The following is a 24,557-nucleotide window of genomic DNA, read 5'->3' on the forward strand; positions in this document are numbered from 1 at the left end:
GGAATGCCCTGCATGCCCTGTGTCAACGCCGTCCCCAGGCCAGAAGACACCGGGGTTTCCAAAGCGACGGAACCGCGATGATCGGCCTCGACGTGAAGGCAAGCCCATCCGCGTTGGCTGAGGTCGCGGACACCGACGCCGTCCGGTCAGGCCGGGACCGCCGAGGAACGCGACGGACGGCCGTCGCCGTGGCCGGGGGGCGCCGATGACGGCCGGCGACGAGGACCGCCACGTCGACATCCGGGACACGCCCGAGCCGTCCGTGTCGGTGCCGGCGGAGCTGGACTCCTTCGTCGGCCGCAGCGAGCTGCTCGATCGCGCCCGAGACCTGCTCTCCCGTGCCGGCACCCGGCTGATGACGTTGACCGGCTTCGGCGGATTCGGCAAGACCAGGCTAGGGCTGCGTCTTGCCAACGACCTGACGTCATCGCGCAGCTACCGCGATGGCGTCGTCGTGGCCAGCCTGGTCGAACTGCGCGAAGGCGGTGACCGGCTGTATGGCGCCATCGCGGACGCGCTCACGATCCAGGACAGCGCAGCGGAGCCGGGGCTGGACAGGCTCTGCGACTACCTCCGGGATCGGCAGATGCTGCTGATGCTGGACAACTGCGAGCACCTGGTCGGCGACGCACCCGGTACCGGGCCGGTACCGGCGCTGCTGGCCACGCTGCTGCGCGAAGCCCCCGGCCTGCAGGTGCTGGCGACCAGTCGGGAGCGGCTCGGCGTGCGCGGCGAGCGCCTCGTGCCGGTCCTGCCGTTGTGCGTCGGAGACGAGGACAGCTGCGACTGCGACGCCTGCGACGATGGGGTGCACGAGGCGCTGCAGTTGCTGATCGACCGGGCGGCCGAGCTGGGTGTCACGATCGGTGAACGCGACTATCCCGCCGCGGCGCAGCTGTGCCGCCGCCTCGACGGCATCCCGCTCAGCCTCGAACTGGCCGCGGCAACGCTGCCGGGCAACGCCATGACCATCCGCGCCCTCAACGAGCACCCGGACCTGCTGTCACTGCTGAACCACGGGACGTCCGCTCAGCACAGCCACCGCTCGTTGCAGGCGATGGTGAGCTGGTCCTACACACGGCTGCTCGAACCCCAACAGAAGCTGTGGGTGCTGGCCAGCCTCTTCGAAGGTACTTTCGACCTCGACGCCGTCCAAGCGATCTCCCACCACGTCGGCCTCGACGAAGCCGACGTACAAACGCTTCTCATCACGCTGGTCGGCAAGAACATCATCAAGGGCGTGTTGCGTCGGGACCGCCAGCGCTACCGGATGCTGGAGACGATCCGTCAGTACGGCCGGCAGGTGTCGGCACCCGACCATGACGACCGGCTGCACCAAGCCCATACCTCCTACTTCGAGGCGCTGGCCGCGCGTGCCAGCCGCGAATGGATCAGCCCGCTGCAGGTCCAGTGGATGGTCCGGCTGAACGAGGCCCGGCCGGATTTGATCGCAAGCCAGCAGAGACTCCTGTCCCCCTCGCAGACCGCGGCGCGCGGGTTGGAGCTGGCGGTCGATGTAAGCCGGACCTGCGCGTTCATCTTCGGCGGCCGGCTCAACGAGAATGTCCGCATGCTTACCGCGGGGCTCGCCCGCCACCGCGGCGATCCGAGCGTGCCCCAGGTGGCGGCGCTGTCGCTGGCGGCGTGGATCGCCCTGATCCAGGGCAATCCGGCGCGCGCCGAGCCCCTGCTGGCCCAAGCCGAGGCTGCCGCCGCCGCGCTCGAACTCGACAGCGACTTCGGCCCGCTCAACGCCGCCCGCGGAACCCGCTTGTGGCTGGTCGAGCAGGACCCGGCACGGGCGCGAGAGTCGCTGAGCTTGCTCCGGAAGGCAGCGCGAGCTTTCGAGGCCGCGGGCGCCCTGGCCGATGAGTGGCTGGCTCGCCTGTTCCTGACGATGTCAGCGGCGTCATTGCACTGCCTCGACGTCGCCCGGACCGAAAGCGTGACCCTGCTGGCCGACGCCGAGACGGCACAAGCACCGTGGAGCATCTCCTGGGCCCTGTGGTCGCGGGCGCTGGTCGAGATGCTCGACGGCACCCCACGGCAGGCCGCCGAGTCGGCGCAGGATGCGTTGCGCATCCAGCGGGAGATCGGCGACGCCTGGGGGCCGGCGTGGAGTCTGTGGCTGATCGGCCTGATCACCGCGCAGCTGGGCGACTACGCGACAGCTGCGAAGGTGCTCGGCGGAGCACGTGCACGACAGCTGTCGGCCCAGGCCAGCGTGCTCGGGCTAACGCCCTTTCTTCGCCTGCAACGGCAGGCCGAAACAGCGGGACAACACGCGCTCGGTAACGACACGTGGAGCAGCCACCTCACTGCCGGGCAGAACATGTCGGCGAAGGAGATGCACGCCCTCGCACTCGCGCCGTTGACCGCGCCCGAGTCCCGCACCCTTCCTGATGGAATCACTCCCCGCGAGTTCGAAGTCGCCGGATTGGTCGCCCGGGTGTGGACGAACGAGGCGATCGGCACCCAGCTGTCGATGTCACCCCGCACCGTCAGCACGCACATCTCGAATCTCAACCGCAAGCTGGGCACGAGCAGCCGTACCGGAATCGCTGCCTGGTATCTCACCACCGGTACCGCCGGGACCGGCCATGACGAGTTGTGACAAGCCACCTCGGCCGGCGGCATGTCGCTAGCCCAGGTTCACCAGCAGGTCGACGTAGCTGTTGGGGATCATCGCGGGTTGCCGCCGCCGCAGATCCGTCGTGTCGACCAGACGGGCGTCCGGGAACCGTCGAGCCAGCGCGCCGATGGCGATCTCGGCTTCCATCGTGCCCAGCTGCGCGCCCAGGCAGTAGTGGATGCCCCGGCCGAACGCGAGATTGGACTCGGTCCGGCGGATGTCGAGCTGATCAGCACGATCGTATCGGCGTTCGTCGCGGTTGGCGCTCAGCAGCGAGATGAGCACGATCTCGCCGGCGGGGATGGTCGTCCCGCCGATGGTCACGGGGCTCGTGGTGAACCGATGTGTCGTGGTGGCCACGGCGGCATCGAACCGCGAGATCTCCTTCACCGCGCCGGGCAGCAGCTCCGGGTGCTGACCCAGTTCTCGCCACCGTTGCGGGTCGTCCATCAGCCAGCGGATGCCGTTGCCGATGAGCGCGGTCGTCGTCTCGTGGCCGGCGACGAACAACAGGAACAGGGTGCCTACCAGCTCCTCCAGGCTCAGGCTGTCCTCGTTCTCGGCTTCCCGGACCAGTGCCGAGAGGAGGTCATCGCCCGGATGGTCGCGCGCGGTCTCGATCAGCTCGAGCAGGTAGTCCTGCATGTTCTTGGACGCCTCACCGGCCCGGGCGGGCAAATCCTCCATCAAGGCGTACGTCCACGCACGCAGCATCCCGCGCTTGCGCTCCGGCACGCCGATCAGCTCGCAGATCACGAACAGCGGCAGCGGGAACGCCACGTCGGTGATCAGATCTACTGCCCGCTCCCGGGGGAGATCGTCGAGCAGTTCGGCGGTCATCTGCTCAACCCGTGGTTTCAGGTCCTCCACCCGGGATCGCGTGAAGTGCTTCACCAACAGGTCTTTCAGCCGGGTGTGTCGCGGAGGATCCGAGAAGATCATGTGCGGGGAGAACATACTGCTGTGGGTGGGTTTCTGGCCGTTCACGGTGAGGTGCCGGTCCAGGATGGCGATCAGCCCGTCGACGTCCTTCGACAACCGCGGATCAGTCAACGCCGCCCGTGCCTCGTCATAGCGCGCGACGACCCAAACCGGTATTTCCTGCTCCCCCCGCGGGATCGTGGCGCGATGAACAGCGCCTTGCTCCCGCAGGGCGGCGGCCACTTCGTGCGCGTTGTCCCAGTAGCGAGGACTGAAAAAAGCGTTGGCCGTCATCGAGACACCTTTCATAGGGGTGAGGTCTGTCCTCGCGCCGACTGCGTCCGCGACGCGTCAGCGCACCTTCGGCGTCTCAGCGACAGATCCTCGGTGGATCAGCGACCGATGAGATGCGCGTTTTGTGCTCGCGCGCGCCGACGCGTGCCTCACTGAGAATCCGTGATCTTCACCTTGCACGCAATGCGGAAAACCGCGCAGTCGTGACAGTTCAGGCCGCGTACTTCGTTCCTCGCCGCCACGTAGCCTTCACTCTGGGAGCACGTAGTGCAGCCAGCGACTCCAGCGTCGCAGCAGACGGAAGCGCCGTCGCTCACCTCGGGAAGCGACCGGGCGAGCCAATCGCACGTCGTAGACCAAGAGAATGCAACTACGCGGCCGCCAGGCATACGTCTACGCGGTGTCAAAGCGTCGCGATACGCAGAACCGCGTAGCCTATTCGCGGGAGCCGTGAAGCACTGGCCAATAAATGCGCTTGACGTGTTGACAATCGTGCATTCTGCCCTATTGTCGTCTGAGTTGATGAGCTCCGAAGTGGACGAACGCAGAGGTTGCAGAGTTCAATTCAGGGCAGAACATCTCCGGCTCGGGATCGGTGCATCACCTGGGCCGGAACACCGTGAGACCGGGCGCCGTGGCGGCACTGATTGCTGCTGGCGACGCCTGAACTGCCAGGCAGATGCGGTACGCCGCACTGCCACGCCTACCGAGCCGCGCTCCGTCGTTTGCGCAGCGTCGCGATCTACCCGTGCCCCAGCCGACCTCGGATCGATTTATCAACGAAGGACGTCATGACATCCGCCACCGACCTCGCCCAATCCGCGAGGGCAGCCGACGGGGCACCGCCCGTGCGGTCGCGGCGGGATGCCGGCCCCGTCTGGGTGCCCGGTGCGGCGCCGACCGGCGGTGGACGTGGCGACGTCGGGCGTCGACGCGTGGTTCGCGTGGCGGCCGGCGCGGGGTCCGCGCTCGCGCGACCGGTGGATGCGGCCACCTTTCCCTTGGCGCGGCGTCCACGGTGTCCGGCTTGCCTCCAAGCCGGACCGGAGGTGGGGTGGTTACCCCCCGCCCTCAACAGCCCGCGAGCCACCGCCGCGCGGCTGTGCCACCCCACCTCCCCCCTTCGCGCGCAGCTCAGCAGCGATCGAGTCGCGCCTGGCCGGGCCGCCGCAACGTGGAAAGCCGTCGGGCGGGACGGCGACGACGTCGTCACGCCTACCGCAGGTTCCCCCATTAGGACAGTCGGGACTAGATCACCCATGACCCATCACACCCCCGCACGGCTCCGGACGGTCGGCCTCAATGCCTTGGCCACCGCAGGCGATGCGCTGGCCAATGCCGCACGACGGGCCAACACCAACTGGGACCGGCACCACGGGGCCGACCAGGGCCGTGAGGAACTGCTACGCGAACTCGAGCAACTGGCCCACAGCCGCGAGGTGGCGCTGAACACGGTCGTCGGCCAGCTCGACGCCGTGAACCGCGGCACGGAGCCCCCTCTCTGGCCCGAGGCCACCGGAGACCACGTCGCGGACGCGGCAGTGGCGGCCGTGAGGGTGCTCGTCGAGGAGAGGCGGGACCGCGAGGCAGGCCTCGTCAGCGCCTTTGTGTCCCTGGCACAACGCTGGCAGACCACTGCCAACAAGATGGAACACCTCGCCAATCAGATCCTGCGACGCTATCCCGACGACCCGGCGGCGTTGCACGACTACTACGGCATCAGCCACGCCGCCGCCACACAAGCACGGGCATCGCAATCCCTGACCGTGCTGGCCGGCAAATACCCGGGCCGGCAGTGGCCGCAGCCGCAGCCGCTGTCCAAGGTCGTCCAACACGCCTGCGCCCGGATCGTCGACTACCCCCGAGTCCAGGTGGCGAGCAACCCAGACATCGCGGTGATCAACACCCACGCCGAGCAGTTGATCCACTTACTCGCCGAGCTGCTGGACAACGCCACACGGTATTCACCGCCCGCAACGACCGTCACCGTCACCTTCGACGCGGTTGACGCCGGATGGGCGATCACGGTCCACGACGACGGGCACGGCCTGGACGCCGAGCGGCTGCCGTGGGCCCAGAACCGCGTGTCCGGCCACGTCCCCGTGGGCCTGCACGAACTGGGCGAACCACCCCAGACCGGGCTCGCCGTCGTGGGAACCATCGCCCGCCGGCACGAGTTCCTGGTGCGTCTCGACAGCACCGCGAACGGCGGCGTCCGCGCGGTAACGACGGTGCCCCAACACATGCTCGTGCCGGTCGACTCCGATGGGGACCTGCCGGTGACTCCGGCGCCGCGACAGCCGACCCCAACGAAGCCGCCGGAGCAGGCCACCTCAGGGAGGCATCGCGAGGGTTTGGAGACCCGGCTCGCTCCACCCGCGTCCACAGGCGCGCATACCCCCGGTGGGCTGCCGATCCGAGTTCCTCAGCGACAGCCAGCAGGCACCTCAGCGAGCTCGTCGGCCCCGCAGCCTGCACCGGCACCGGACCCGGCCGCCGAAGGCACGTTCATGGCCGACTTCGTGCAGGGCTCGCTCCCCGTCCCTGAGCCGGAGACGGCCAGCAACGCGCCCGCTACGACCGACAGTGAGGAACCACGATGACGCCCGCGAAGGACCCGTGGATGCTGGCGCAACTGTGCGAGATCCCCGGTGTCCGCTTCTGCCTGGTGATCACCAGCGACGGTCTCGTCGAGACCCACACCGACGGGATCGATAAGGACAGAGCCGACTCGATCGCCGCAGTCTCCTCGGCACTGGTGGCCAGCGCAGTCGCGGCGGAGGACTTCGCCGGTTTCACGGGCCCGTTCCAGCAGAACTTCTCCCAGTGGGCCGACGGCTTTCTGTTCGTCCGCCGTGCCGGCGACCGGACGTGTCTGGCCGTGGCGACCGCTGCCGACATCAACCCCGGCCTCATCGCCCACGCCATGGCCGAGCGGATCAAGCAGGTCGGCGAGTCCACGTTGAGCACTCCCGCCCGCGCCTGATGTCCCACTCCGACGACGGGTATTGGCCGGGCCCGGTCCCGGCCTACGTGCTCACCGGCGGCCGCACCCGGCCGAAAGCCACCCTGCGGCCGGAGACCCTGCTGTCCGCGCTGCTCCACCGGCCCGTCCCCGACCGAACGACCCCGCAGAAGCGAGAGCTACTCGGGCTGTGCCAGGGGCAACTGAGCCTGGTCGAGACCGCCACCCACCTCGGGCTGCCGGTGAGCGTGGTGCGAGTCCTGGCCTCAGACCTGATCGACGAAGGACTGCTCGGCATCCGGGATGCCGGGCCGAAACGCGAACTGATGGAGAAGGTCCTTGCCGGACTCCGCAAGCTGTGACACCGACAGCATCAGCTACGTGCCCGACACCGTGGGCGGGACGGCGAAGTTGCTGGTGGTCGGTGCCTTCGGCGTCGGCAAGACAACCCTGATCGGCACGGTCAGCGAAATCCGGCCGCTGCGCACCGAAGAGGCAATGACCGTCGCCAGCGTCGGAGTCGACTCCCTCCACGGCGTCGAGAACAAGACGACCACGACGGTCGCGTTGGACTTCGGCCGGGTCACCCTCGGCGACACCGTGCTGTATCTGTTCGGCACCCCCGGCCAGCAACGGTTCTGGTCCCTGTGGGACGGCCTGGCCGAAGGCGCGATCGGCGCCCTGGTTCTGGTCGACCTGCGCCGCATCGACGACAGCTTCGCTGTCCTGGACCAGCTCGAGGCCACCGGGCTGCCCTACGTGGTCGCCATCAACGACTTCCCCGGCGCTCCCCGTCACGCCGACGACGAGGTGCGCCAGGCGCTCGCCCTGCCCGCGGCGGTGCTGCTGCACTGCAACGCCCTCGACCACCGCTCCTCGGTCAACGCCCTGATCACCCTGGTCAGCCATGCCCTGACCTGTCTCGACGCCGCGGAGGCCCGAATCCGATGACCACCCCCTCGACCGATTGCCGCCTCGACGAGCTGACCGGCCTGACCCCGCTGTCGGCAACCACAACATGCCCCGTTCCCGAAGCCGCCTACCGGCAGTTGCGCGAGTGCTGGGGGCAGGTCGCGCCAGTCGAACTGGACTCCGGAATCCCGGCATGGCTGGTCATGGGCTACCAGGAAATCCGGGCCTTGGCCCGCAACGATCTGAGCTTCTCCCGCGACTCCACCCACTGGCGCCTGCTGCGAGAGGGCCGCATCGGCCCGGACTCCGGGCTCCTGCCGATCATGGCTCCCCGCGCCAACGCGTACTTCTCCGATGGCGCCAAACACCGCCGGCTGCGGGCCCCGATCTACGACGGCCTGGCCGGGCTCGACGAGCAGCACACGGCCCGCCTCGTCCGAGCGACCTGCAACCGCCTCATCGACCGGCTCCCCGCCGACGGACCGATCGACCTGGTCGCGAGCTACGCCGCGCAGGTGCCGATGCTCACCGTCGCCGGCCTGTTCGGCATCGCCCCGGACCTCGGCGAGCGGCTGCAGGCCTGCGTGATCGCCCTGTTCGGCTCCGGCGCGGACGCCCAGGCCCTGTTCGGTGAAATGGAAACCATCCTCACCGGCGTCATCAGCGCGCACCGCGCGGCCCCGGCCGCCGACCTCACCACCGCCTTCCTCGACCACCCCGGCCACCTCGACGACGCCGAGGTTCTGGCTTCGATGTTGCTGACGCTGGGAGCGGGCTGGGAAACCACCCAGGTGTGGATCGCGCAGACGCTTCGGATCATGCTCACCGATCCCCGCTTCGACGCCCAAGTCCGCGGCGGGCACCTCGGCATCGACGACGCCTTGGATTACGTGTTGTGGACCGATCCGCCGATGGCCAACCAGCCCACCCGCTGGGCCACCAGCGACACCGTCCTCGCCGGCCGGCGCATCGCCCGCGGCGACGCGCTCATCCTCGGACTGGCCGCTGCCAACACCGACCCCTGGGCCGGTGGACAGGACCGCCTCGACAGCGCTAACCGCGCGCACCTTGCTTTCGGCGTCGGACCGCACGCCTGCCCCGCGCAGCGGGTCAGCCGCCTGATCGTCCGCACCGCCGTCGAGACCGTCCTGCACCGCCTGCCCGACGCCCACCTGGACATCCCCGCCGACGCGGTGCCGCTGCACCCCTCGCCCTGGACCCGCGGCCCCGCCCACCTGCCCGTCACCGCGACCCGCACCCGCAGCTAGCGACGTCCGATTCCCTCCTGCACTTCACCGAGGCGTGACTACACCGATGACCCACACCACAACCGCACACCCCGCTCCACCCCACCAACGCGCGGACGACGCGCCATGGTGGTGGCGCCCGTGCGGAGTCGATCAGGCGCGGATCAACCTCGCCTACCTCTACGACGCCTTCCGCGAAGCCAAAAACAGCGACCGCCGGTACAAGCCCTGCGCCAAATTCGCCCATGACAACGAACGCGCCGCCGCCCACCGGCTCAACGCGCAGGTGGAGAACGCAGGCTTCGTGTTCCGGTCCGAGCGCGCCTTCCTCGACCGCGCAGCCACCTACCTTGCCGGCCACCAGCGCGTCAGCAGCATCGTGGTCGCCGGCGCGGGCCTGCCGCACATCGCCGGTGACGACGACCTGCACTCCCAGGTCCGTCTCAGCGAGGAGATCGCCCGCAACCGCTGGCAGCGCACGGAGCGCGCGACGGTGATCTATGTCGAACGCGACCCGCTGACACTGGCGCACCTGCGCACCATCGCCGATGCCGACGACGGCATCCACGTGGTCGAGGCCGATCCGTGGGACCCGGCCACGATGTGGGACACCCTCTACAACGCCGGCAGCGAGAACCCCGGCCTGATCTGTCCCGACTTCGACCGTGTGGCGTTGCTGCTGGGCGGCGGGGTGATGTCGTTCTACGGCGGCGACCGCGCCGACGCCGCTCGCGTGGTGCACGAGCATCTCGCGCGGCTTCCCGCGGGCGGGTTCCTGGCCATGACCCACCTGTTCCAGCCCGAGAACCCCGACCTCGCCGCCCAGGCACGCGAGTTCGAAGCGGCGCTGCAGGCGCTGCAGGAACACGGTCTTGGCACCGGCAGCCTCGCCACCCACGCCGAGATCCACGCGATGATCCAGGGCACCAGCGTGCTGCCACCCGGGATCGTCCCCGCGTTCACCTGGTACCCCGACGGGCCGCCCGCCGGCTCACCGGTGTGCGGACACTTCACCGCCGCGGTCCTCACCCAGAAACCAGGACCGGACAACGACCTACCCGAGCCCCCGTGGCTCGCAACCACTGACTCCCTGACCGCCCGTATCCCGACCTCGCGGGCAGCCAGGGGTCCGGAACCGATGTCGCCACGAAACTCGGGTTACCTGCATGGTGGCACCGGGCCCGGACTCGACCGGTCACCGGGGGTGGCCAGTCAATTTCTCGCGCACCCACACGGTTAAGAACTCAGCCTCTGTGGTGTGCGGGATCCCGTGGATGCCCGGCCGCGCACGGCCATCCTCGTGCGCGGTCAGGCACCACATCGAATCCGACGTGTCGCATACCCGCAACCGCGTCAAACTCGTTACCGCGAAAGGACATTTCTGCTCGTGCGTTTCACAAAGACAGTCGCAGTAGCCCTGGCAGTGCTGCCGATGCTGGTCGGCGTCTCCGCCGCGGCCGCCGCCCCACCACCGCCGACCGACACCGGGTCCCCGCAGATCGTCGGCGGCGACCCGGCACCCGTGGCCTACGCCGGCGCCGGCTCCCTCCAGCTGCTCGACCACGACGACCCGAACTGGCACACCTGCGGCCTCACATTCCTGGACGAGGGTTACACCGAGACGGGCGACCCAGCCTCGGTGGCTGTCACGCAAGGGCACTGTCTTAGCAACCCGCCGCCGCAGTCTGAGCAGGCGCGGATGCCCGCCGAGGTCAAGGCCCGATTCGAGTCCCTTCGTGCCGCCGCGGGCGACCCGAACATCGACCGCACCGATCCGTCCATCTACCACGCCCGGTTCGGCTCGACTAACCGCCTGCAGGGCGGCCTCGTCCGCCACGGCACAAAGATCGACGTCCCGCCGGACTGGAAGTGGGGATACCCCGACGCCGAGGGCCGGGTCTGGGACATCGCCCTGATCCGCCTCGATGGCCACCTCGACGGCATCCGCCCCGCCCGCATCGCCGCCGCCCAGCCCTGGCTGCCGGCGCTGTCGATCGGCTGGGGCACCCGCAACGTCGACCCCACAACCTGGACCAGTCCCGCCCCCGCCGATCTGTCCCAGATCAACATCCCGCTGCTGGCCGCCAAGAATTGCGCGCCGGGCGGAATCGGCACCGGCGAACTCTGCGGCGGCGTCCCGCCCACCGGCGGCGGTGCCTGCACCGGTGACTCCGGCTCCGGGCTGCTGCAACACCAGGGAACGACCTGGTCCCTGATGGGGACCGTCTCCCGCGGCGCAACCCCGTACTGCGGCGCCTCACCGACCATCTACAACAACATCTCCGCCTTCACGGCGTGGATCAGAAAGCACGTCCGTCAGCTGCTGCCCGGCCGCCCCAAGGCCACCACCCACCTGGCAGCGGCCACGACGCCGGCCAGCTGATTCCGCACTGACCCACAGTGCCGGTGTGGCCGCCCACAGATCCGACACCCCAGCGGCCACACCGGGCCGCGACATCCGCCAGCACACGCAACAACACGAGCCGACTCGCCCGGAGAATGCAACGCATGCATGACCGTGCCGTCTACCGGCCCCAGGTCACAGCGGCCCGCGCCAGCTCGACCGCACTGGTCGCCAAGGCCCACCCGGCCGCCGCGGGCGGCGGTCACCTCTCGTGCCCCAGCCCGGCACACCGGCCTTCTGGTGCGCGGCGCGAGCCGAGCAGGACCGCGACCGCCGACCACCAAGCCGACAGATCCCGAACAAGACCAATCTCAAGGCCGCCTCGGCGGACTGCCACGTGAGAACCATGAACCGCTCAAGGAGAACCGCTCGTGCCCACGCCTGCAGCTGTCGACGCCACCGACATCACCGCGGCTGCAACGGCCCACACCGCAACGAGGCTGACCGCACGGCTTCGCAGCATCGGTACGCCTGCCACACGGAGTCGGGACAGCGACCTCGTGACCGCCAACGCTGCTCTTCTACTGGCCACGCTCCTGAGCTGGACACCCTGACACGGCACAGCCCCCGACAACACGGGAACGCGTCCATACCCGAGCTGTCGCCGCACCAGAAGCCAGCCGACGGTCGCACGCCGACACGTGACCCCATCCCTTTCCGAACTTCTCTCTCAAGCGCAGCAAGGACACCAGTACGTGCTGACCCGATCACTCCAAGGCACCCTGCAGAAGATGATGCTGGCCGGTCCCCGGCTGGCGTACCAGCAGGCACTGGCGACACTCGACACCCCGCCCCACACCGCGGACACCCCGATCGACGCCCCCTGGATCGCCAGCGTCCACTATGACGGCGGCGACCGGCGTGGTTACTTCGCCGGCGTCGGCGTCGTCATCGCCCCCGGACTGGGTACTCACCTGCGCGCACCTGTTCTGCGCAGCCTTCGACCGTCCCGAAACCGGAGAACCCCCGACCGCCGAGAAGACCTCCCACGTTTGCGTCGGCATCCCTCGGCTGAGCACCGGCACCGCCACGAGAACCGCGACCGGGTCGAGAACAACTACCGTCCCCTGCTCGTCATCCCCGGCCCCCGCGCCGACCGTCGCAAGCCCTATGCCGATTTGGCGCTGTTACGGTTGGCCGAACCGACCGAGGTCGACCCCGCTCGGCTGCAGGCCGGCCCGGCCCCCGACGGCACCGCCGTGAGCTGCCTCGGTTGGCCGGACGGCCACCGCGGATCCGGGATGTTCACCCAGATCAACACCCACACCGTCTCGCGCCATGCCGGACTGGGCGGCGGGATCAGGCCCGACGAGTTCTGCGACGCAAACGCCGATAAGCCGGCGGACTTGGGTAGCGGCTACTCCGGGGCCTGCGGTGATCCTGCCCGAGCCCGGAACTCAGACGCTGCCGCTTGTCCGGGGTCTCATCAGCCGCGGCCCCAGCATCGGCGACGACACGACCCCAGCCCGGCCATCGTCGTCGACCTCAACGCCCACCGCGAGTCTTCGAGACCACCGCAGGCATCACGTTCGTCAACGCCGAGCGAACCGCGGATCGATGACGTAGGCGAGCAGGACTGGGCCAGAGACGAACTTCAGTATCCGACCAAGATAGGAGAACTCCTCGCGTGACCAGTACGACCACGAACCCGGAAATCGCCGCAGGAAAAGCAATCTCGCTCATTCCGCGCGTCGAGCTGTTCGGCAATCCCGAGCACACCAAACCATCGATCTCGCCCGATGGCCAATGGTTGGCATGGGTCGCCCCACACCGGGGCGTGCTCAACGTGTGGGTGCGCCGCATCGACGGCGGTGACGCCCGGCCGGTCACCGCCGACCGCGACCGCGGCATCCGGGAGTACAAGTGGGCGCCGAGCAGTGAACGCCTCCTCTACTTGCGTGATGAGGGCGGGGACGAAAACTCGCGCCTCTACGACGTTTCCGTGCACGGCAGCGCCGTCCGAGACCTGACACCGTTCGACGGCGTAAAAGCAGTGTTGTTCGACCAGGACGCTCCGAACGTCGGCCGAGTGCTGATCGGACTCAACCTGACTGACCCCCGTCTGCACGATGTCTACGAAGTGGACTTGGCGACCGGGGAGTTGACCAAGGTTCTCGACAACCCCGGGTTCATCGGTTTCGTGGCCGACAGCCAGCAGTACGTGCGGGCCGGCGTCAGCTCCAGCGAGGATGGCGGCCGGACGATCATGGTGCGTGAGGTCGACGGCGAGTGGCACGCCGTGCTGACGGTCGACCAGCCCGACGCTCTGAGCACCGAGCCGGTGGAGTTCGACAGCGATGATCGCCGGCTGCTCGTGAAGACCTCTGCAGGCGTCAACGCCACGCGGCTGGTCTGGATCGACGGTGACACCGGCGAGCTGGAGGTGGTCGCGGAAGATCCGAACTACGACGTCCATTCGGTCGTGACCGATGCATCGACGAAGCAGCCGCTGATGGTGTCGTTCCAGCGTGAACGCCTGCACACCCACGCCATGTCCCCGGAGATCCGGCGCGACCTCGACCGGCTGGCCGCCGTCGATGACGGAGACTTGCACGTGGTCTCCGCCGACCGCGCCAACGCCACATGGATCGTCTCCTACGTCCACGCCGACGGCCCCACCGCCACCTACGTCTACGACCGGATCACCGGGCAAACAACGTTCCTGTTCCACGACCGTCCCCGGCTCGCCGACAAGCTCTCGCGCGTCGAGCCGTTCTCCTTCACCGCTCGCGACGGCTTGGAGATCCACGGATACCTGACAGTCCCGGCCGGGTCCGCCGAGAAGCTGCCCACCGTGCTCCTCGTGCACGGCGGGCCGCCGATGCGGGACACGTGGCGGCTGAACCCGGAAGCGCAGTGGCTGGCCGACCGCGGCTACCTCTGCATCCAGGTGAACTTCCGCGGCTCGACCGGCTACGGCAAGGCGTTCACCGCCGCCGGCAACCGCGAATGGGGAGGCAAGATGCAGGACGACCTCGTGGACGCCGTCGCGTGGGCGGTCCAGGCCGGGTACGCCGACCCGGACAAGATCGGAATCTACGGCGGTTCCTACGGTGGATACGCGGCTCTGGCCGGCGCGGCATTCACGCCCGACCTGTTTCGCTGCGCCATCGCCCTGTGCGCGCCGACCAACCTCGAGACGCTCCTGCGGGCCGTACCGCCCTACTTGACCCCGATAATCGCCCTGCTGTACGCGTCGGTGGGCAACCCGGACACCGAACCCGACTTCCTTCGGTCACGCTCGCCGCTCTGGCACGCCGAGAACATGAAGATTCCCCTGCTGATCGCCCAGGGAGCCAACGACCCCCGGGTCCGGCAAGCCGAGAGCGACCAGATCGTCGCAGCTCTGCGGGACAACGGAGTACCGCCCGAGTACTTGCTATTCGACGACGAAGGCCACGGGCTGGAGAAACCCGAAAACCGGCTGACCTTCTACGCGGCGGCAGAGCGGTTCCTGGCCGACCACCTCGGCGGCCAGTACGAACCGGAGCTCGTTTAGCCCCCGCGGGCGGCGCATACAGGCCCCGATCGACACGGCACTGTATGCGCTGCCCGCTCACGCCTCCGACGCCGCCTATCGCACCACGGCCGCGATCCGCCTGGCCCACCCGTCGGCCACCGGTCATCGCACCGACTCCCCGCCACGCAGGAAGTTCCGTCCCATGCCGCACCCTCCGCCGCCCACTGGTTCCTCAGCCGCCCCAGACCATCCACCGTCGCCCGGCCTCAGCACGCCCTCGACGGCTCGTCAGTCGCTTTCGGACGCGGCGTCACGGCGCGTCGATCCGGCAGCTGACCGACCGCAGGGGCCCCAACTACCCCAGGACGCGGAACATGTTGCGGCACGAAGAGTCCCACTGCGGCAGCGAGACGCCGAACCCTACGACAGCGCAGCACGGGACGCGGTCGTGACCCCCGAGGAAGCGACCAGAGTAGGCCGCCGGTCCGAGGCCGCCACGACGATCGAAGACGGAGCCGAGTCGTCCGCCTCCAGCTATCGCCGGATGCAGGAGGCCGCGCTGTCGTGTGGCGTCGCACTCCGGCCGCCGCGCACCCGGACCTACCCCCACAGCCGGTCCCTCTGCCCCGCGACAACTCCCACCACTGCCACCAGGTCCCGAGACGACCAGGAGCAGACTCGTGACTACTAGCGTCTCGTGCCCCTGCAGCACCGCGATCACCGACGTCACCGCCTGCGAGGCGAGCGCCGAAGAGGCGATCTTCGCCCACGAACATGCCGCGTTCCAGGCCTTGGCCTCCGGCGCGCAGTTCTACGTGCGCTGGCACGACACCGGTCACACCCCGTCCGAGGCGGCCACCGAGCTCAACGGGATCCTCCGTCGGCTGCGGATCACGTTGGCACTGCTGGAAACGCAGGTCGCGAAAACCCCACCCACACAGCAAATGCCGGGCCCGTTGGCCGGGGACGTGCGGTCGTGGGCCCACATTTACGGACGGATCGCCGCCCATCTCTACCGGGAAGCAGCGCGCCTCGACGCGGCGACCTTGGGCGATCACCAACCCGCCGTCCCCCGCCGGTCCCGGGAGGTGATCTGCGGTGACCGATGAGAAGTGGTATCCCACGACTCCGCGACGCCCCCACGATCCAGTGAAAACCGTCCTGCGCGTGCTGGCTGGGCTTGGCGGCTGCGGCCTGCTCTGGGTACTGGCCCTCATGGCGATCTTCGCCGGCAACCCGGGCCGCCCATCCGGGACGTTCGACACCACCACACCCGTTCACACCTCGCCCGCCCCCACCGAGTCGATGCGACCCGCCTCGAACGGTCCGCTCATGCCCAACACCTCCGGGGACTCGCACATGACCCGCACCGCAACCTCGGGATCTACCGCCCACGCCGCATCATCGCCGAGCGATACGCCACACGCGGTCACGCGGTTCGGCGCCGCCGCCGTTGTCCTGGCGTGCGCGGCGTGCGTATCACCGACCCGCGTGTCGTACACCGTCCTGAGCGCCGGTCCGGCTGAACCCGCAAGTTCGTCGTCCGTGCCGTTCGGCGGCGCGCCCGCCGTCACCAATCCCCTTCCACAGACAGTGCTCGACGGCGATCCCGGCACTGAAGCGTCCACCCCCGACCAGGTCGAGGCCGCCATCGGCGTCCTCGTTTCCGGCGAACGCGAAGACCTGCCCCAGGTCGGGCCGGCATGTGCCTGGACCAACCACAGCACCGGCGGCGCCGTCGGCGTTTCGTATGACCTCAACACCCACACCGGCCTCAGCAGCGTCTACGCCAACACGCAGCCGAAGTCGGTGATCTGGCGGCCCCTGCCGCCAGTGCAGGGGTTCCCCGCCGTCGCACACACCGGCGCCCGGGGGCAGACACCGCCAAGGGAGTTCTGCCAGGCCAGCATCGGGCTCGCCGACACCTACGCCGTCAACATCAGCCTGCACCTCGGCGACAGCAAACGCGGCAACGTCGACCCCTGTGGAGAACCGCTCCAGCAGATCTGCGACCTCGTGATCACCACCCTGCGCGCGAAGGGTCGCCCGTGACCGCGCCTCGCTGCCCCTCCTCCCACAAGACCATCCAGACACCCGATGCCCGGCGGGTGGGCATCGACCTCGAGTGCCCTCGCCGGAACGCGGTCGGCGACTGCCTGCTCGGCGGCAGCCTCAACTCCGCCGTCGACCTAACTTCGCCGCCGACATCGTCACTGCCCACCCTTACCTGTCGCTGCTGGCGGTTGCGGCAGCCGACTGGGACTGCGACGCAGCCCGGATGATGCTGGACTGGCACATCGGGGGGTTTCTGATCCTGGGCACCGGCGGGTTCCCGCTCTGGTCCAGCCACTGCACCCTGGCGAGCCTCGACGAAGGGCGGGCACGGATCGTGGTGATCGAGCACGACCCGGTCACGCAGCACCTCCACGGTCTCGGCGACGGTGGTGCCGCCGCTGACCGGCGTGGTCGAGATCGGTCTTTACCCGGCATCCCGACCCCCGCCCCTTCTCACCGGGATCAACGCCACCCTCAACCCGACATCCATGGCCGGCTATCCCGCCGGGCAGTGGATCCTCAGCACCGGCAACGACGGCAGCTTCACCTCGTGCCACAGTGTCGTCGACCTCGCCCCACACCAGAGACTCGGCGTCTTGGTCAACGGCCCGACCGCAGAACCCATTCAGACCTCGTGCGTCAGAGCGAGAAACCTTGTCGAAGGCATCCTCGCCAGGTTGCGCGCATGAGCTCGTCCCAGTCCTCGACGACCACCGAACGTCGCACCGCCTGTCAGGCAGGAAGTTTGACCCCATGCCGTTGCCTTTTCTGTCCGCCGATTCCTCCTCTGCCCCGCAGCTTGCGCGGACGCCCGGCTTCAGCGCATCGTCCACGACCCGTCCGTCGATCTCGGACACAGCGTTGAAAATCGCGGCGCACCAGTGGAAGCCGCCGCCGCTGGACCTGATGAACCCGAATCCGGCCCGGATCAGAGACTTCTACCTGGGAGGCGATCAGTCCTTCGCGCTCGAGCGGAACTGGTGCATCAACGCGACACGCCTCGTGCCGTGCCTGCAACAGGCATACCGCGACGAGCGCGACTTCCTGGGCCGGGCTATCCGCTTCGCGAAACGGAGGCGGCGCATCCACCGATTCCTCGTCATCGGCGCCGGATTGCCGTTCGCCCGGCCGGTGCACGACGATGTCCTCTCGCATCCCCACGGCATGGTGGTGTACGCCGAGCCCGAGGAGTACGTTTCGGCGCGCCTGAACCTGTTCGTGCCGGATCTGGCTCAGAGCGCGACCGTGCAGGGGGACTTCCTGGAACCGGGGACGATCCTCTTCGCCGAGGCCGTCCGCGCACTGCTCCGCGACGGCAGCCCGGTGTGCTTGGTGCTGACCGGTGTCCTGGAGACGATCGCCGATACTGGCGACGCCGCCGCTGCGTTGCAGTGCTACACCGAGCGGCTGCCACCAGGCAGCCTGGTGATCGCCACCCACGCAACCGTCGACGGCCTCGACACCGGTGACGCCGCGGACGCCGCGGACGCCGCTTTGGCCGAGCAACGGCGGCTGCTCTGCTGCACCTACGGCAGGACCGCACACCGCCCGCCGCGTCACCTGCGCACCACCGGACAGCTACGAGACCTTCTCGCCGGCCTCAAGCTCGTCCAGCCCGGCATCACCTACACCTCGGCCTGGCACAACCCCCATCCCGCACGCGAGGTCCGTCCCGTCGAATCCCTGTGCCTTGCCGCCGTGGCTGGAGTGCGCAGAGCCAGACCGCGACGCTCGACCTCGGCCGGCGTCCGGGTCGCGGGTGCGGAGGCGCGATGAGCGACGCAAGTAGGCCCGGCGACGCAGCCTCGGCCACCGAGCTGGCCCGACCCGACCGCGACGCTAGCCAGGCCACCGCGGAGAGCGCCAAGACCGCGGCACGCCGTTGGGCGCACAGCTCCCTCTGGCGCGAGCGACGGATCCACGGCCCACCGGCCCTCGCCAGCTGCCCGCTGTCGCCACGTATTTCATCAACCGCTTCGACCAGTTCGCCGGCTTGGACGCACTGGTGACGCCGACTACACGTGAGGCGGGGTCAGGGGCGAGCGGGGCGGTCGCGATCGGCCCCGGCGGGATAGGGGAAACGGCGCTGGCGGTGAAGTGGGCGAGCGCGCACGCGACCGCTTCCCCGACGGCCAGCTCTATGTAGATCTGCGCGGCTTCTCCCCCGACACCACCGTGGCAGCGGTCGACGCGCTCGGCCGGTTCCTGCGCGCCCTGGGCGTCGAGCCGGATCAGGTGCCGGCCACTCTGGCCGAACCGGGTGAGCCTGTATCGGACGATCACCGCGGGACGGCAGCTGCTGATGGTGGTGTTGCTGGACAACGCCGCCTCCGCCGAGCAAGTCCAGCCGTTGATCGCCACCTCGACCCGCAGCGTGGTGGTCGTGACCAGCCGGTTACGACTGGACGGATTGGTCATCGACGGCGCACAGCTGGTGGAAGTTCCCCCGCTGGCGCAGGCCGACACGATGACACTGCTGACCGAGCTCGTCGGCGAGCGCCGAGCCGGGGACGAGCTGGCCGCGCTGGCCGAACTGGCGCAGCTGTGCGGGCGGTTCCCGATCGCGCTGCGGGTGGCGGCGGCCCGCCGTCCCGACCATCATGGGCGAGGTCCGGCGGCACTTCCGCGACACCGCCTGGTCGATGCGCGTACCCGGAGCCTCAAAGACCTGCAGCAGACACCTGTCCAAGGCCGCCGGCATCCTGGCTCACGACCTGGGCCGCTCACCCACGCCCAGCAAACTTGCCGCTCACCTCCAGCTAGACGTCCAAACGATCCAGGAAGGACTGCTTGCCGCCGACGCCTACCGCGCATCCTCACCGGACGCCCCGCTCGGCGCGGGTACGACGCCCTCACGGTCGCCGACCAACTCGCCGACGACACCTCCGAATACACGAAATCGGACAACCGGCTCATGCTCCACGCCGCGTTGGCCCAACTCCCGCCGCGCCAACGCGACATCGTCACGAGGCGGTTTGTGGACGAGCTGACGCAGAGTCAGATCGCAGCCAAGATTGGCGTGCCTCAGATGCACGTCTCACGCCTGCTGAGGAGCACGCTCGAACAGCTGCGCCACCACGTCGTCTGATCGCACACCGGACGGCTACCTCGACGGCGGCGATCTGCCCGCTCGACCTGCAGTTCGGTAGCGAAGTGGACAGCTTCGGTTCGTGCTGGGTTCGGTGCGGTCGCCACATTCGCCGCGCCGCTGCCAAAAGGTTCACTCCGAAGACCCGGTTCAACCGTCGCGGGGCGGGAACCCGCGAAGTTTCGGCTACGGAGGTATCAATGGCCGACACGGTGCGTGCACTCGCGCTCGTCTGCACACTCAAGCCGTCCCCGGCGAAGTCCAGCAGCGACCTGATCACCCGGCAGCTGCTGGACCTGTTCGCCGAACGAAACGTCACCGGCGAGGTGCTGCGCGTCGTCGACCACGACGTGCGGCCCGGCGTCGAAGCGGACATGGGTGAGGGCGACGAGTGGCCGGAGATCCGGCGGAAGATCGCCGGCGCGGACATCCTGCTGATCGCCACACCGACCTGGGTCGGTCACATGTCCAGCGTCGCCCAGCGGGTGCTGGAGCGCCTCGACGCCGAATTGTCCGAAAATGACGACGAAGGCCGCCCGGCGATGTTCGGCAAGGTCGCCGTTGCCGCGGCGGTCGGCAACGAGGACGGCGCCCACAAGATCATCGCCGACCTGTTCCAGGCCCTCAACGATACGGGTTTCTCGGTCCCGGCCCAGGGCGGCACTTACTGGAACGGCGAGGCCATGCAGGGCGGCGACTACACCAACCTGGACGAAACACCAAAAGCGGTCGCCTCGGCAAACGCCACCCTCGTGCGCAACGCCGTCCACCTCGCCCGACTGCTGAAGGACGCCCAGTACCCCGTCGTCTGACCGGGCGACATACTCGTGCGTTCACGGTCAGCTCATGAAGGCGGCGACACCCGCTTCCCCGGCCTAGGTGGTCGTGAGCACCGACCCCAGCCCGATGCGTTCGAGACGCCGGCTGGCCGTCGGGGCCCAGCCGTCAGCGTCCCTAAACGCGATCGGTACGCCACCGGATACGTAACAGGGCAGCGCTGCTCGGATTGGAGAACACTCAATTCGGTGCCCACGTTTCTTGACATTCTGGTCCTGGCCCGGCTTCCGTGATCGGCCAGTTGGTGAAGCCCGAGAAGTCCTGGGGCGCGCAGGCGTTGCAATGCCTGCTACAGGTCAGATGAACCGGAGGGAGCTCAGCGGGTATCACCGTCGTGGTGGCAGAGCGGCGTCGGTGGCGTCGCGGATGACGCGGTAGCAGGCACAGGCATTGGCTTCGAGCCGATCCCGGTCAATCACGGTGATGATGCCGCGGCTGCAGTGGATGCAGCCTGCCTCGGCCAAGGCGCCTCCGACCTCGCTGACCGAGGAGCGCCGCACGGCGAGCAGGTCGGCCGGGCTGGCCTGGCTCAGGATCAGGGCGAGCTCGGCGCGTAGCCGGCGACCACGTTCCGTTCCTCGGCGCAGCGGCCGGTGCTGACAACGGCGCATGCGCAGGTAGGTCGAACACCCTGCCACGCGGATTCGCGGATGGCCACTCACGCAACCATGTTGCCCCCTCGGGCGATGCTCAGTCCGAGCTCTCCTGCAGCAGCCGGTCGATCTCCCGGGATAGCAACCCGAAGCGAGCTTCCTGCAGCAGCGGCATTTCCCGGCGTCGGCGACGCGTAGCGCACACGTCGATGTCGACCATCGTGACCGCCGGTTCCCATTGCGGCGCCTCGGCGACGACTCCACCCCACGGATCGAGCACCCGGGAACCGCCCCAGAACGACACACCGGCTTCGTCGCCGACGCGGTTGACGAATACCACCCAGCACTGCTGCATGCGGGCGATGAACAGCAACAGGTCCCGCCAGTACTCGATGGTGTCGACGGCACCGGGCGCCAGGCCGGCGGCGCTGTTGGTCGGCACGAGGAGGATCTCGGCGCCGTCCTGGGCGGCGAGCCAGGGCAGCATCGGCTGCCAGGCATCGTTGCAAATCAGCGTCGCCATCCGGGCGTGCCGGGTGTCGAACGCGCGCAGTGCCGCACCGGGGCTGGCGTGCTTGCGTTCCTCCCATTGCAGGTAGTTCGGCAGGTATAGCTTGCGGTGCAGGTGCGTCTGGGCGCCTCCGGCGAGGTAGGCAGCCGAGTTGAACCGGCGGAGCTTTCCGTCCTCGTGAAAGCCGACGAGGACATCCGGTCCGTATCGCGCTAGCTCGGCGAGACGCTCGTCGTTCGCGGCGAAAGAGGTGTCGTCGTCGAGTTTGCCGAGCGCGTAGCCGTGCAGGCTCAGCTCGGGAAACACGACCAGGTCCGCTCCCTGCTCGGCTGCCACACGCACGACCCGGCGGGTCGCCGTGAAGTTGCCGTCCACGTCACCGAGCACGCAGTCCACCTGCGCCAACGCGATCCGCACGGTGCACATCCTCTCCTCCGCCAGGGCCGCCTCCGGGTGTCCCGCAGTGTGCAGCACGAGGCACCGCATCGGGAGCGGTGTTGCTGATGACGCACCCCGGACTGCGATAGTTGCTCGAGTGACAACCGATGTTGCGCTCAGTTCACGGCGGGTTCACGCTTCCGGCCATGGCAACGGAGGGTTCGTCCAGCGTTCACCGGGCGGCCGCGATCCTGCAGGTTCTCGGCTCGGCCGAGGTCGCCGAACGCGGCAGCCTCGGTGTAGTCGAGATCGCCAGGCGGGTCGGCCGGGAGAAGACCCAGGTCTCCCGGGCGTTGCGAGTGCTCGAGGACACCGGCCTCGTCGAGCGGGATCCCGACACGCTCGGCTACCGCCTGGGCTGGCGAATGTTCACCATGGCGGTGAACGTCGGCCAGCAGCGCCTGCTCGCGGAAGCTCCGGCCGTGCTGCGGCGGCTGGTCACCGCGGTCCACGAGCGGGTCCACCTGTCGGTGCTCGACGACGACAGCGTCCTGACGGTGCTGTCCGAGAGCCCGATGCGGGCGGTGCAGACCGCCGGCTGGGTGGGCCGGGCCACGCCGCTGCACACCACATCGGCGGGCCGGGCTCTGCTGTTCGACCACGCCGACGACGACGTGCGCCGGTTGTTCGCCGACATCCCGTTCGCGCCTGCGGGCCCGCGGGCGCCCAAGGACGTCGACGACCTGCTGACGCGTCTGCAGGAGGCTCGCCACCTCGGGTATGCCCTGGCGGACGAGGAGTTCGAGGAGGGGCTGGTCGGAGCGGCCGCCCCGATCCGTGACTTCCGCGGCCGCGTGTGCGCCGCCTTGAACGTCTCCGCACCCAAGTTCCGCCTGGAACGCCAGCTCGACACGGTCGGCCGCGTGGTGCACGCCGCGGCCGCTCGGGTCTCCCGCGCGATGGCCGGGCTCAGCCCGGAACCCCCGTCCCCACTTCCGGCCCGGACCGACCGGCGCCGGTAGCACCGCTTCACCGATGGAGGAACAGGTGCCTTTCCGTCCCCTTCCCTTCTTCAGCAACCGAGCACGTCTCGACGCCGACCTTCACCTGCCCGACGGCGGCGACGGCACTCTGTACCCAGTGATCATCGCCGCGTCGGGATTCCAGGGCCTCAAGGTCATTCATCCCGAGCGGTTCGCCCGCGCGCTGATGCCTCGGGGGTACGCCGTGCTTGCGTTCGACTACCGTGGGTTCGGCGCCAGCGAGGGCGAGCGGGGGCGCCTCGCGCCTCAAGACTGGGCCGAGGACGTCCGCGCGGCCGTCGATCGAGTCAGCGCCGAGCCGGGCCTGGACGTCGACCGGATCGGGTTGCTGGGCTGGGGGCTTGGGGGTGGCGTGGTCGTGGCCGAAGCCGCCGAGGACCCGCGGGTGGCCGCGGTCGCGGCGGTGAACGGCATCGCCGACGGCGCCCGTTCGACCCGCAACATGCACGACGAGCAGTCGTGGCAGAGTCTCCTTGACCGGATCGCGGCCGACCGCGGCAGGCGCGCGGAGCTCGGCCGCTCGGAGATCACGTCGCCGTGGGACATCGTGCGGCTCGACCTCGACGGACGCACCGACGGTTACGTCGGCGAGGAGCTGTACAAAGCGCCCGGCTTCGGGGCCGGCGTCACCCTCGAATCCGCGGACATGCTGCTGCGGTTCTCCCCCGAGACCGTCGCGCACCGGATCTCGCCCAGGCCACTGCTGGTGATGCACGGCAGCGAGAACGAGCTCCACAAACCGGAGGAAGCCCGTTCGCTCTACGAGCATGCGGCCGAGCCGAAGTGGCTGGAACTCATCGAAGGCGCGGGCCACACCGAGTGGATGTTCGACGGGCACCCGACATTCCGGCACCTCGTGGACACCGTAGACAAGTTCTTCACCGACGCGTTCAGCTCCGTGTCCATCGGTTAGCAGGCACGCCGCTTTCCTGTAATCCGTAGCGGGAAACTGGCCGGCTCTGCTCGAGACCACGCTTGCGAACAAGCCGCCGGCGAGCTCATCGCCGCGGCCAGCGTCTGGTCGACTTTCAGCGGCGGACGCTGCACTGGCTGCGGTCGGCAACACGCCCAAGATCCTCGGGCCGACGACGGCTGACTGGTGTCGGCCACTGTGGGCGGCGGCTAGGTGTATTGACCACGGAGGTTGGGTACGGGGCGACACGTGATCGGATGATCTTGGCGTGAGGGAGGGCCTCCGGGTTCGGTGTGGATTGCGA

At 68.9% G+C, this 24,557-nt stretch carries 21 protein-coding genes and 1 pseudogene; 19 read left to right on the forward strand and 3 right to left on the reverse strand.

What is annotated here, in order from left to right:
* Positions 1-205: 205 nt before the first annotated feature.
* Positions 206-2,614 carry a LuxR C-terminal-related transcriptional regulator gene (locus tag AB0M59_RS06330; protein WP_364609631.1) on the forward strand — a complete coding sequence of 803 codons (2,409 nt, stop codon included), beginning with the start codon at positions 206-208 and terminating at the stop codon, positions 2,612-2,614.
* Positions 2,615-2,641: 27 nt separating this feature from the next.
* Here AB0M59_RS06330 and AB0M59_RS06335 read toward each other — a convergent pair whose 3' ends face one another.
* Positions 2,642-3,847, reverse strand: coding sequence for a cytochrome P450 (locus AB0M59_RS06335; protein ID WP_364609634.1), 1,206 nt, complete (start codon positions 3,845-3,847; stop codon positions 2,642-2,644).
* Positions 3,848-5,106: 1,259 nt separating this feature from the next.
* Between AB0M59_RS06335 and AB0M59_RS06340 the strand changes: the two genes are divergently transcribed.
* The 16 genes and pseudogenes from AB0M59_RS06340 (at position 5,107) to AB0M59_RS06415 (ending at position 20,790) form a co-directional block, all read left to right on the forward strand.
* Positions 5,107-6,450, forward strand: coding sequence for an ATP-binding protein (locus AB0M59_RS06340; protein ID WP_364609637.1), 1,344 nt, complete (start codon positions 5,107-5,109; stop codon positions 6,448-6,450).
* The gene (locus AB0M59_RS06345) at positions 6,447-6,833 is read left to right on the forward strand and encodes a roadblock/LC7 domain-containing protein (protein ID WP_364609640.1); all 387 of its coding nucleotides are present in this window, start codon (positions 6,447-6,449) and stop codon (positions 6,831-6,833) included. Before AB0M59_RS06340 ends, AB0M59_RS06345 begins: the two co-directional genes overlap by 4 nt.
* Entirely contained in the window at positions 6,833-7,174 is a 342-nt protein-coding gene (locus tag AB0M59_RS06350) for a DUF742 domain-containing protein (protein WP_364609643.1), read from the forward strand. The genes AB0M59_RS06345 and AB0M59_RS06350 overlap by 1 nt, the downstream gene beginning before the upstream one ends.
* Positions 7,175-7,184: 10 nt before the next feature.
* Complete coding sequence (locus AB0M59_RS06355) at positions 7,185-7,763, forward strand: ATP/GTP-binding protein (protein WP_364609713.1); 579 nt, start codon at positions 7,185-7,187, stop codon at positions 7,761-7,763.
* Positions 7,760-8,992 carry a cytochrome P450 gene (locus tag AB0M59_RS06360; RefSeq protein WP_364609646.1) on the forward strand — a complete coding sequence of 411 codons (1,233 nt, stop codon included), beginning with the start codon at positions 7,760-7,762 and terminating at the stop codon, positions 8,990-8,992. The genes AB0M59_RS06355 and AB0M59_RS06360 overlap by 4 nt, the downstream gene beginning before the upstream one ends.
* 46 nt (positions 8,993-9,038) lie before the next feature.
* Entirely contained in the window at positions 9,039-10,211 is a 1,173-nt protein-coding gene (locus AB0M59_RS06365) for an SAM-dependent methyltransferase (protein WP_364609649.1), read from the forward strand.
* Between the two features lie 147 nt (positions 10,212-10,358).
* Complete coding sequence (locus tag AB0M59_RS06370) at positions 10,359-11,354, forward strand: trypsin-like serine protease (RefSeq protein ID WP_364609651.1); 996 nt, start codon at positions 10,359-10,361, stop codon at positions 11,352-11,354.
* A 716-nt stretch (positions 11,355-12,070) separates the two neighbouring features.
* Positions 12,071-13,006 carry a hypothetical protein gene (locus tag AB0M59_RS06375; RefSeq protein ID WP_364609654.1) on the forward strand — a complete coding sequence of 312 codons (936 nt, stop codon included), beginning with the start codon at positions 12,071-12,073 and terminating at the stop codon, positions 13,004-13,006.
* Positions 13,003-14,874 (forward strand): S9 family peptidase, encoded by a 1,872-nt coding sequence (locus AB0M59_RS06380; RefSeq protein WP_364609657.1) that lies wholly within the window; start codon positions 13,003-13,005, stop codon positions 14,872-14,874. Before AB0M59_RS06375 ends, AB0M59_RS06380 begins: the two co-directional genes overlap by 4 nt.
* A gap of 641 nt (positions 14,875-15,515) precedes the next feature.
* Entirely contained in the window at positions 15,516-15,944 is a 429-nt protein-coding gene (locus AB0M59_RS06385; RefSeq protein ID WP_364609660.1) for a hypothetical protein, read from the forward strand.
* A complete protein-coding gene (locus AB0M59_RS06390) occupies positions 15,934-16,887 on the forward strand; it encodes a DUF3558 family protein (RefSeq protein ID WP_364609662.1) in 954 nt (317 codons plus the stop codon). The genes AB0M59_RS06385 and AB0M59_RS06390 overlap by 11 nt, the downstream gene beginning before the upstream one ends.
* Positions 16,888-17,276: 389 nt before the next feature.
* On the forward strand, positions 17,277-17,579 hold the full coding sequence (locus AB0M59_RS06395; protein ID WP_364609665.1) for a hypothetical protein: 303 nt from the start codon (positions 17,277-17,279) through the stop codon (positions 17,577-17,579).
* Positions 17,545-18,666 (forward strand): SAM-dependent methyltransferase, encoded by a 1,122-nt coding sequence (locus AB0M59_RS06400; RefSeq protein ID WP_364609668.1) that lies wholly within the window; start codon positions 17,545-17,547, stop codon positions 18,664-18,666. Before AB0M59_RS06395 ends, AB0M59_RS06400 begins: the two co-directional genes overlap by 35 nt.
* An 866-nt stretch (positions 18,667-19,532) precedes the next feature.
* Positions 19,533-19,649, forward strand: a pseudogene (locus AB0M59_RS06405) (RNA polymerase sigma factor SigF); the annotation flags it as partial.
* A gap of 53 nt (positions 19,650-19,702) precedes the next feature.
* Positions 19,703-19,978 (forward strand): sigma-70 family RNA polymerase sigma factor, encoded by a 276-nt coding sequence (locus AB0M59_RS06410; RefSeq protein ID WP_364609716.1) that lies wholly within the window; start codon positions 19,703-19,705, stop codon positions 19,976-19,978.
* A gap of 200 nt (positions 19,979-20,178) precedes the next feature.
* Positions 20,179-20,790, forward strand: coding sequence for an NAD(P)H-dependent oxidoreductase (locus AB0M59_RS06415; RefSeq protein WP_364609671.1), 612 nt, complete (start codon positions 20,179-20,181; stop codon positions 20,788-20,790).
* A 351-nt stretch (positions 20,791-21,141) separates the two neighbouring features.
* Here the strand turns inward: AB0M59_RS06415 and AB0M59_RS06420 are convergent, their stop codons facing one another.
* Together AB0M59_RS06420 and AB0M59_RS06425 are read right to left on the reverse strand one after the other, a co-directional pair.
* On the reverse strand, positions 21,142-21,477 hold the full coding sequence (locus tag AB0M59_RS06420; RefSeq protein ID WP_364609674.1) for a helix-turn-helix domain-containing protein: 336 nt from the start codon (positions 21,475-21,477) through the stop codon (positions 21,142-21,144).
* Between the two features lie 28 nt (positions 21,478-21,505).
* Positions 21,506-22,336, reverse strand: a complete 831-nt coding sequence (locus AB0M59_RS06425; protein WP_364609677.1) for a nitrilase-related carbon-nitrogen hydrolase — start codon at positions 22,334-22,336, stop codon at positions 21,506-21,508.
* A 167-nt stretch (positions 22,337-22,503) separates the two neighbouring features.
* Between AB0M59_RS06425 and AB0M59_RS06430 the strand changes: the two genes are divergently transcribed.
* Together AB0M59_RS06430 and AB0M59_RS06435 are read left to right on the forward strand one after the other, a co-directional pair.
* Positions 22,504-23,319, forward strand: coding sequence for an IclR family transcriptional regulator (locus AB0M59_RS06430; protein ID WP_364609680.1), 816 nt, complete (start codon positions 22,504-22,506; stop codon positions 23,317-23,319).
* A 25-nt stretch (positions 23,320-23,344) separates the two neighbouring features.
* Positions 23,345-24,253: an alpha/beta hydrolase gene (locus AB0M59_RS06435; protein WP_364609683.1), complete on the forward strand. Its 909-nt coding sequence runs from the start codon at positions 23,345-23,347 to the stop codon at positions 24,251-24,253.
* Positions 24,254-24,557 lie beyond the last annotated feature (304 nt).

The organism is Amycolatopsis sp. NPDC051371, from assembly GCF_040682155.1.
Lineage (GTDB): Bacteria > Actinomycetota > Actinomycetes > Mycobacteriales > Pseudonocardiaceae > Amycolatopsis.

Bases quoted from the DNA above. Each gene is read 5' to 3' on its own strand.
- AB0M59_RS06415 (WP_364609671.1), top strand. From the start codon at position 20,179: ATGGCCGACACGGTGCGTGCACTCGCGCTCGTCTGCACACTCAAGCCG.
- AB0M59_RS06360 (WP_364609646.1), top strand. From the start codon at position 7,760: ATGACCACCCCCTCGACCGATTGCCGCCTCGACGAGCTGACCGGCCTG.
- AB0M59_RS06340 (WP_364609637.1), top strand. From the start codon at position 5,107: ATGACCCATCACACCCCCGCACGGCTCCGGACGGTCGGCCTCAATGCC.
- AB0M59_RS06335 (WP_364609634.1), bottom strand. From the start codon at position 3,847: ATGACGGCCAACGCTTTTTTCAGTCCTCGCTACTGGGACAACGCGCAC.
- AB0M59_RS06350 (WP_364609643.1), top strand. From the start codon at position 6,833: ATGTCCCACTCCGACGACGGGTATTGGCCGGGCCCGGTCCCGGCCTAC.
- AB0M59_RS06330 (WP_364609631.1), top strand. From the start codon at position 206: ATGACGGCCGGCGACGAGGACCGCCACGTCGACATCCGGGACACGCCC.
- AB0M59_RS06430 (WP_364609680.1), top strand. From the start codon at position 22,504: ATGGCAACGGAGGGTTCGTCCAGCGTTCACCGGGCGGCCGCGATCCTG.
- AB0M59_RS06345 (WP_364609640.1), top strand. From the start codon at position 6,447: ATGACGCCCGCGAAGGACCCGTGGATGCTGGCGCAACTGTGCGAGATC.
- AB0M59_RS06365 (WP_364609649.1), top strand. From the start codon at position 9,039: ATGACCCACACCACAACCGCACACCCCGCTCCACCCCACCAACGCGCG.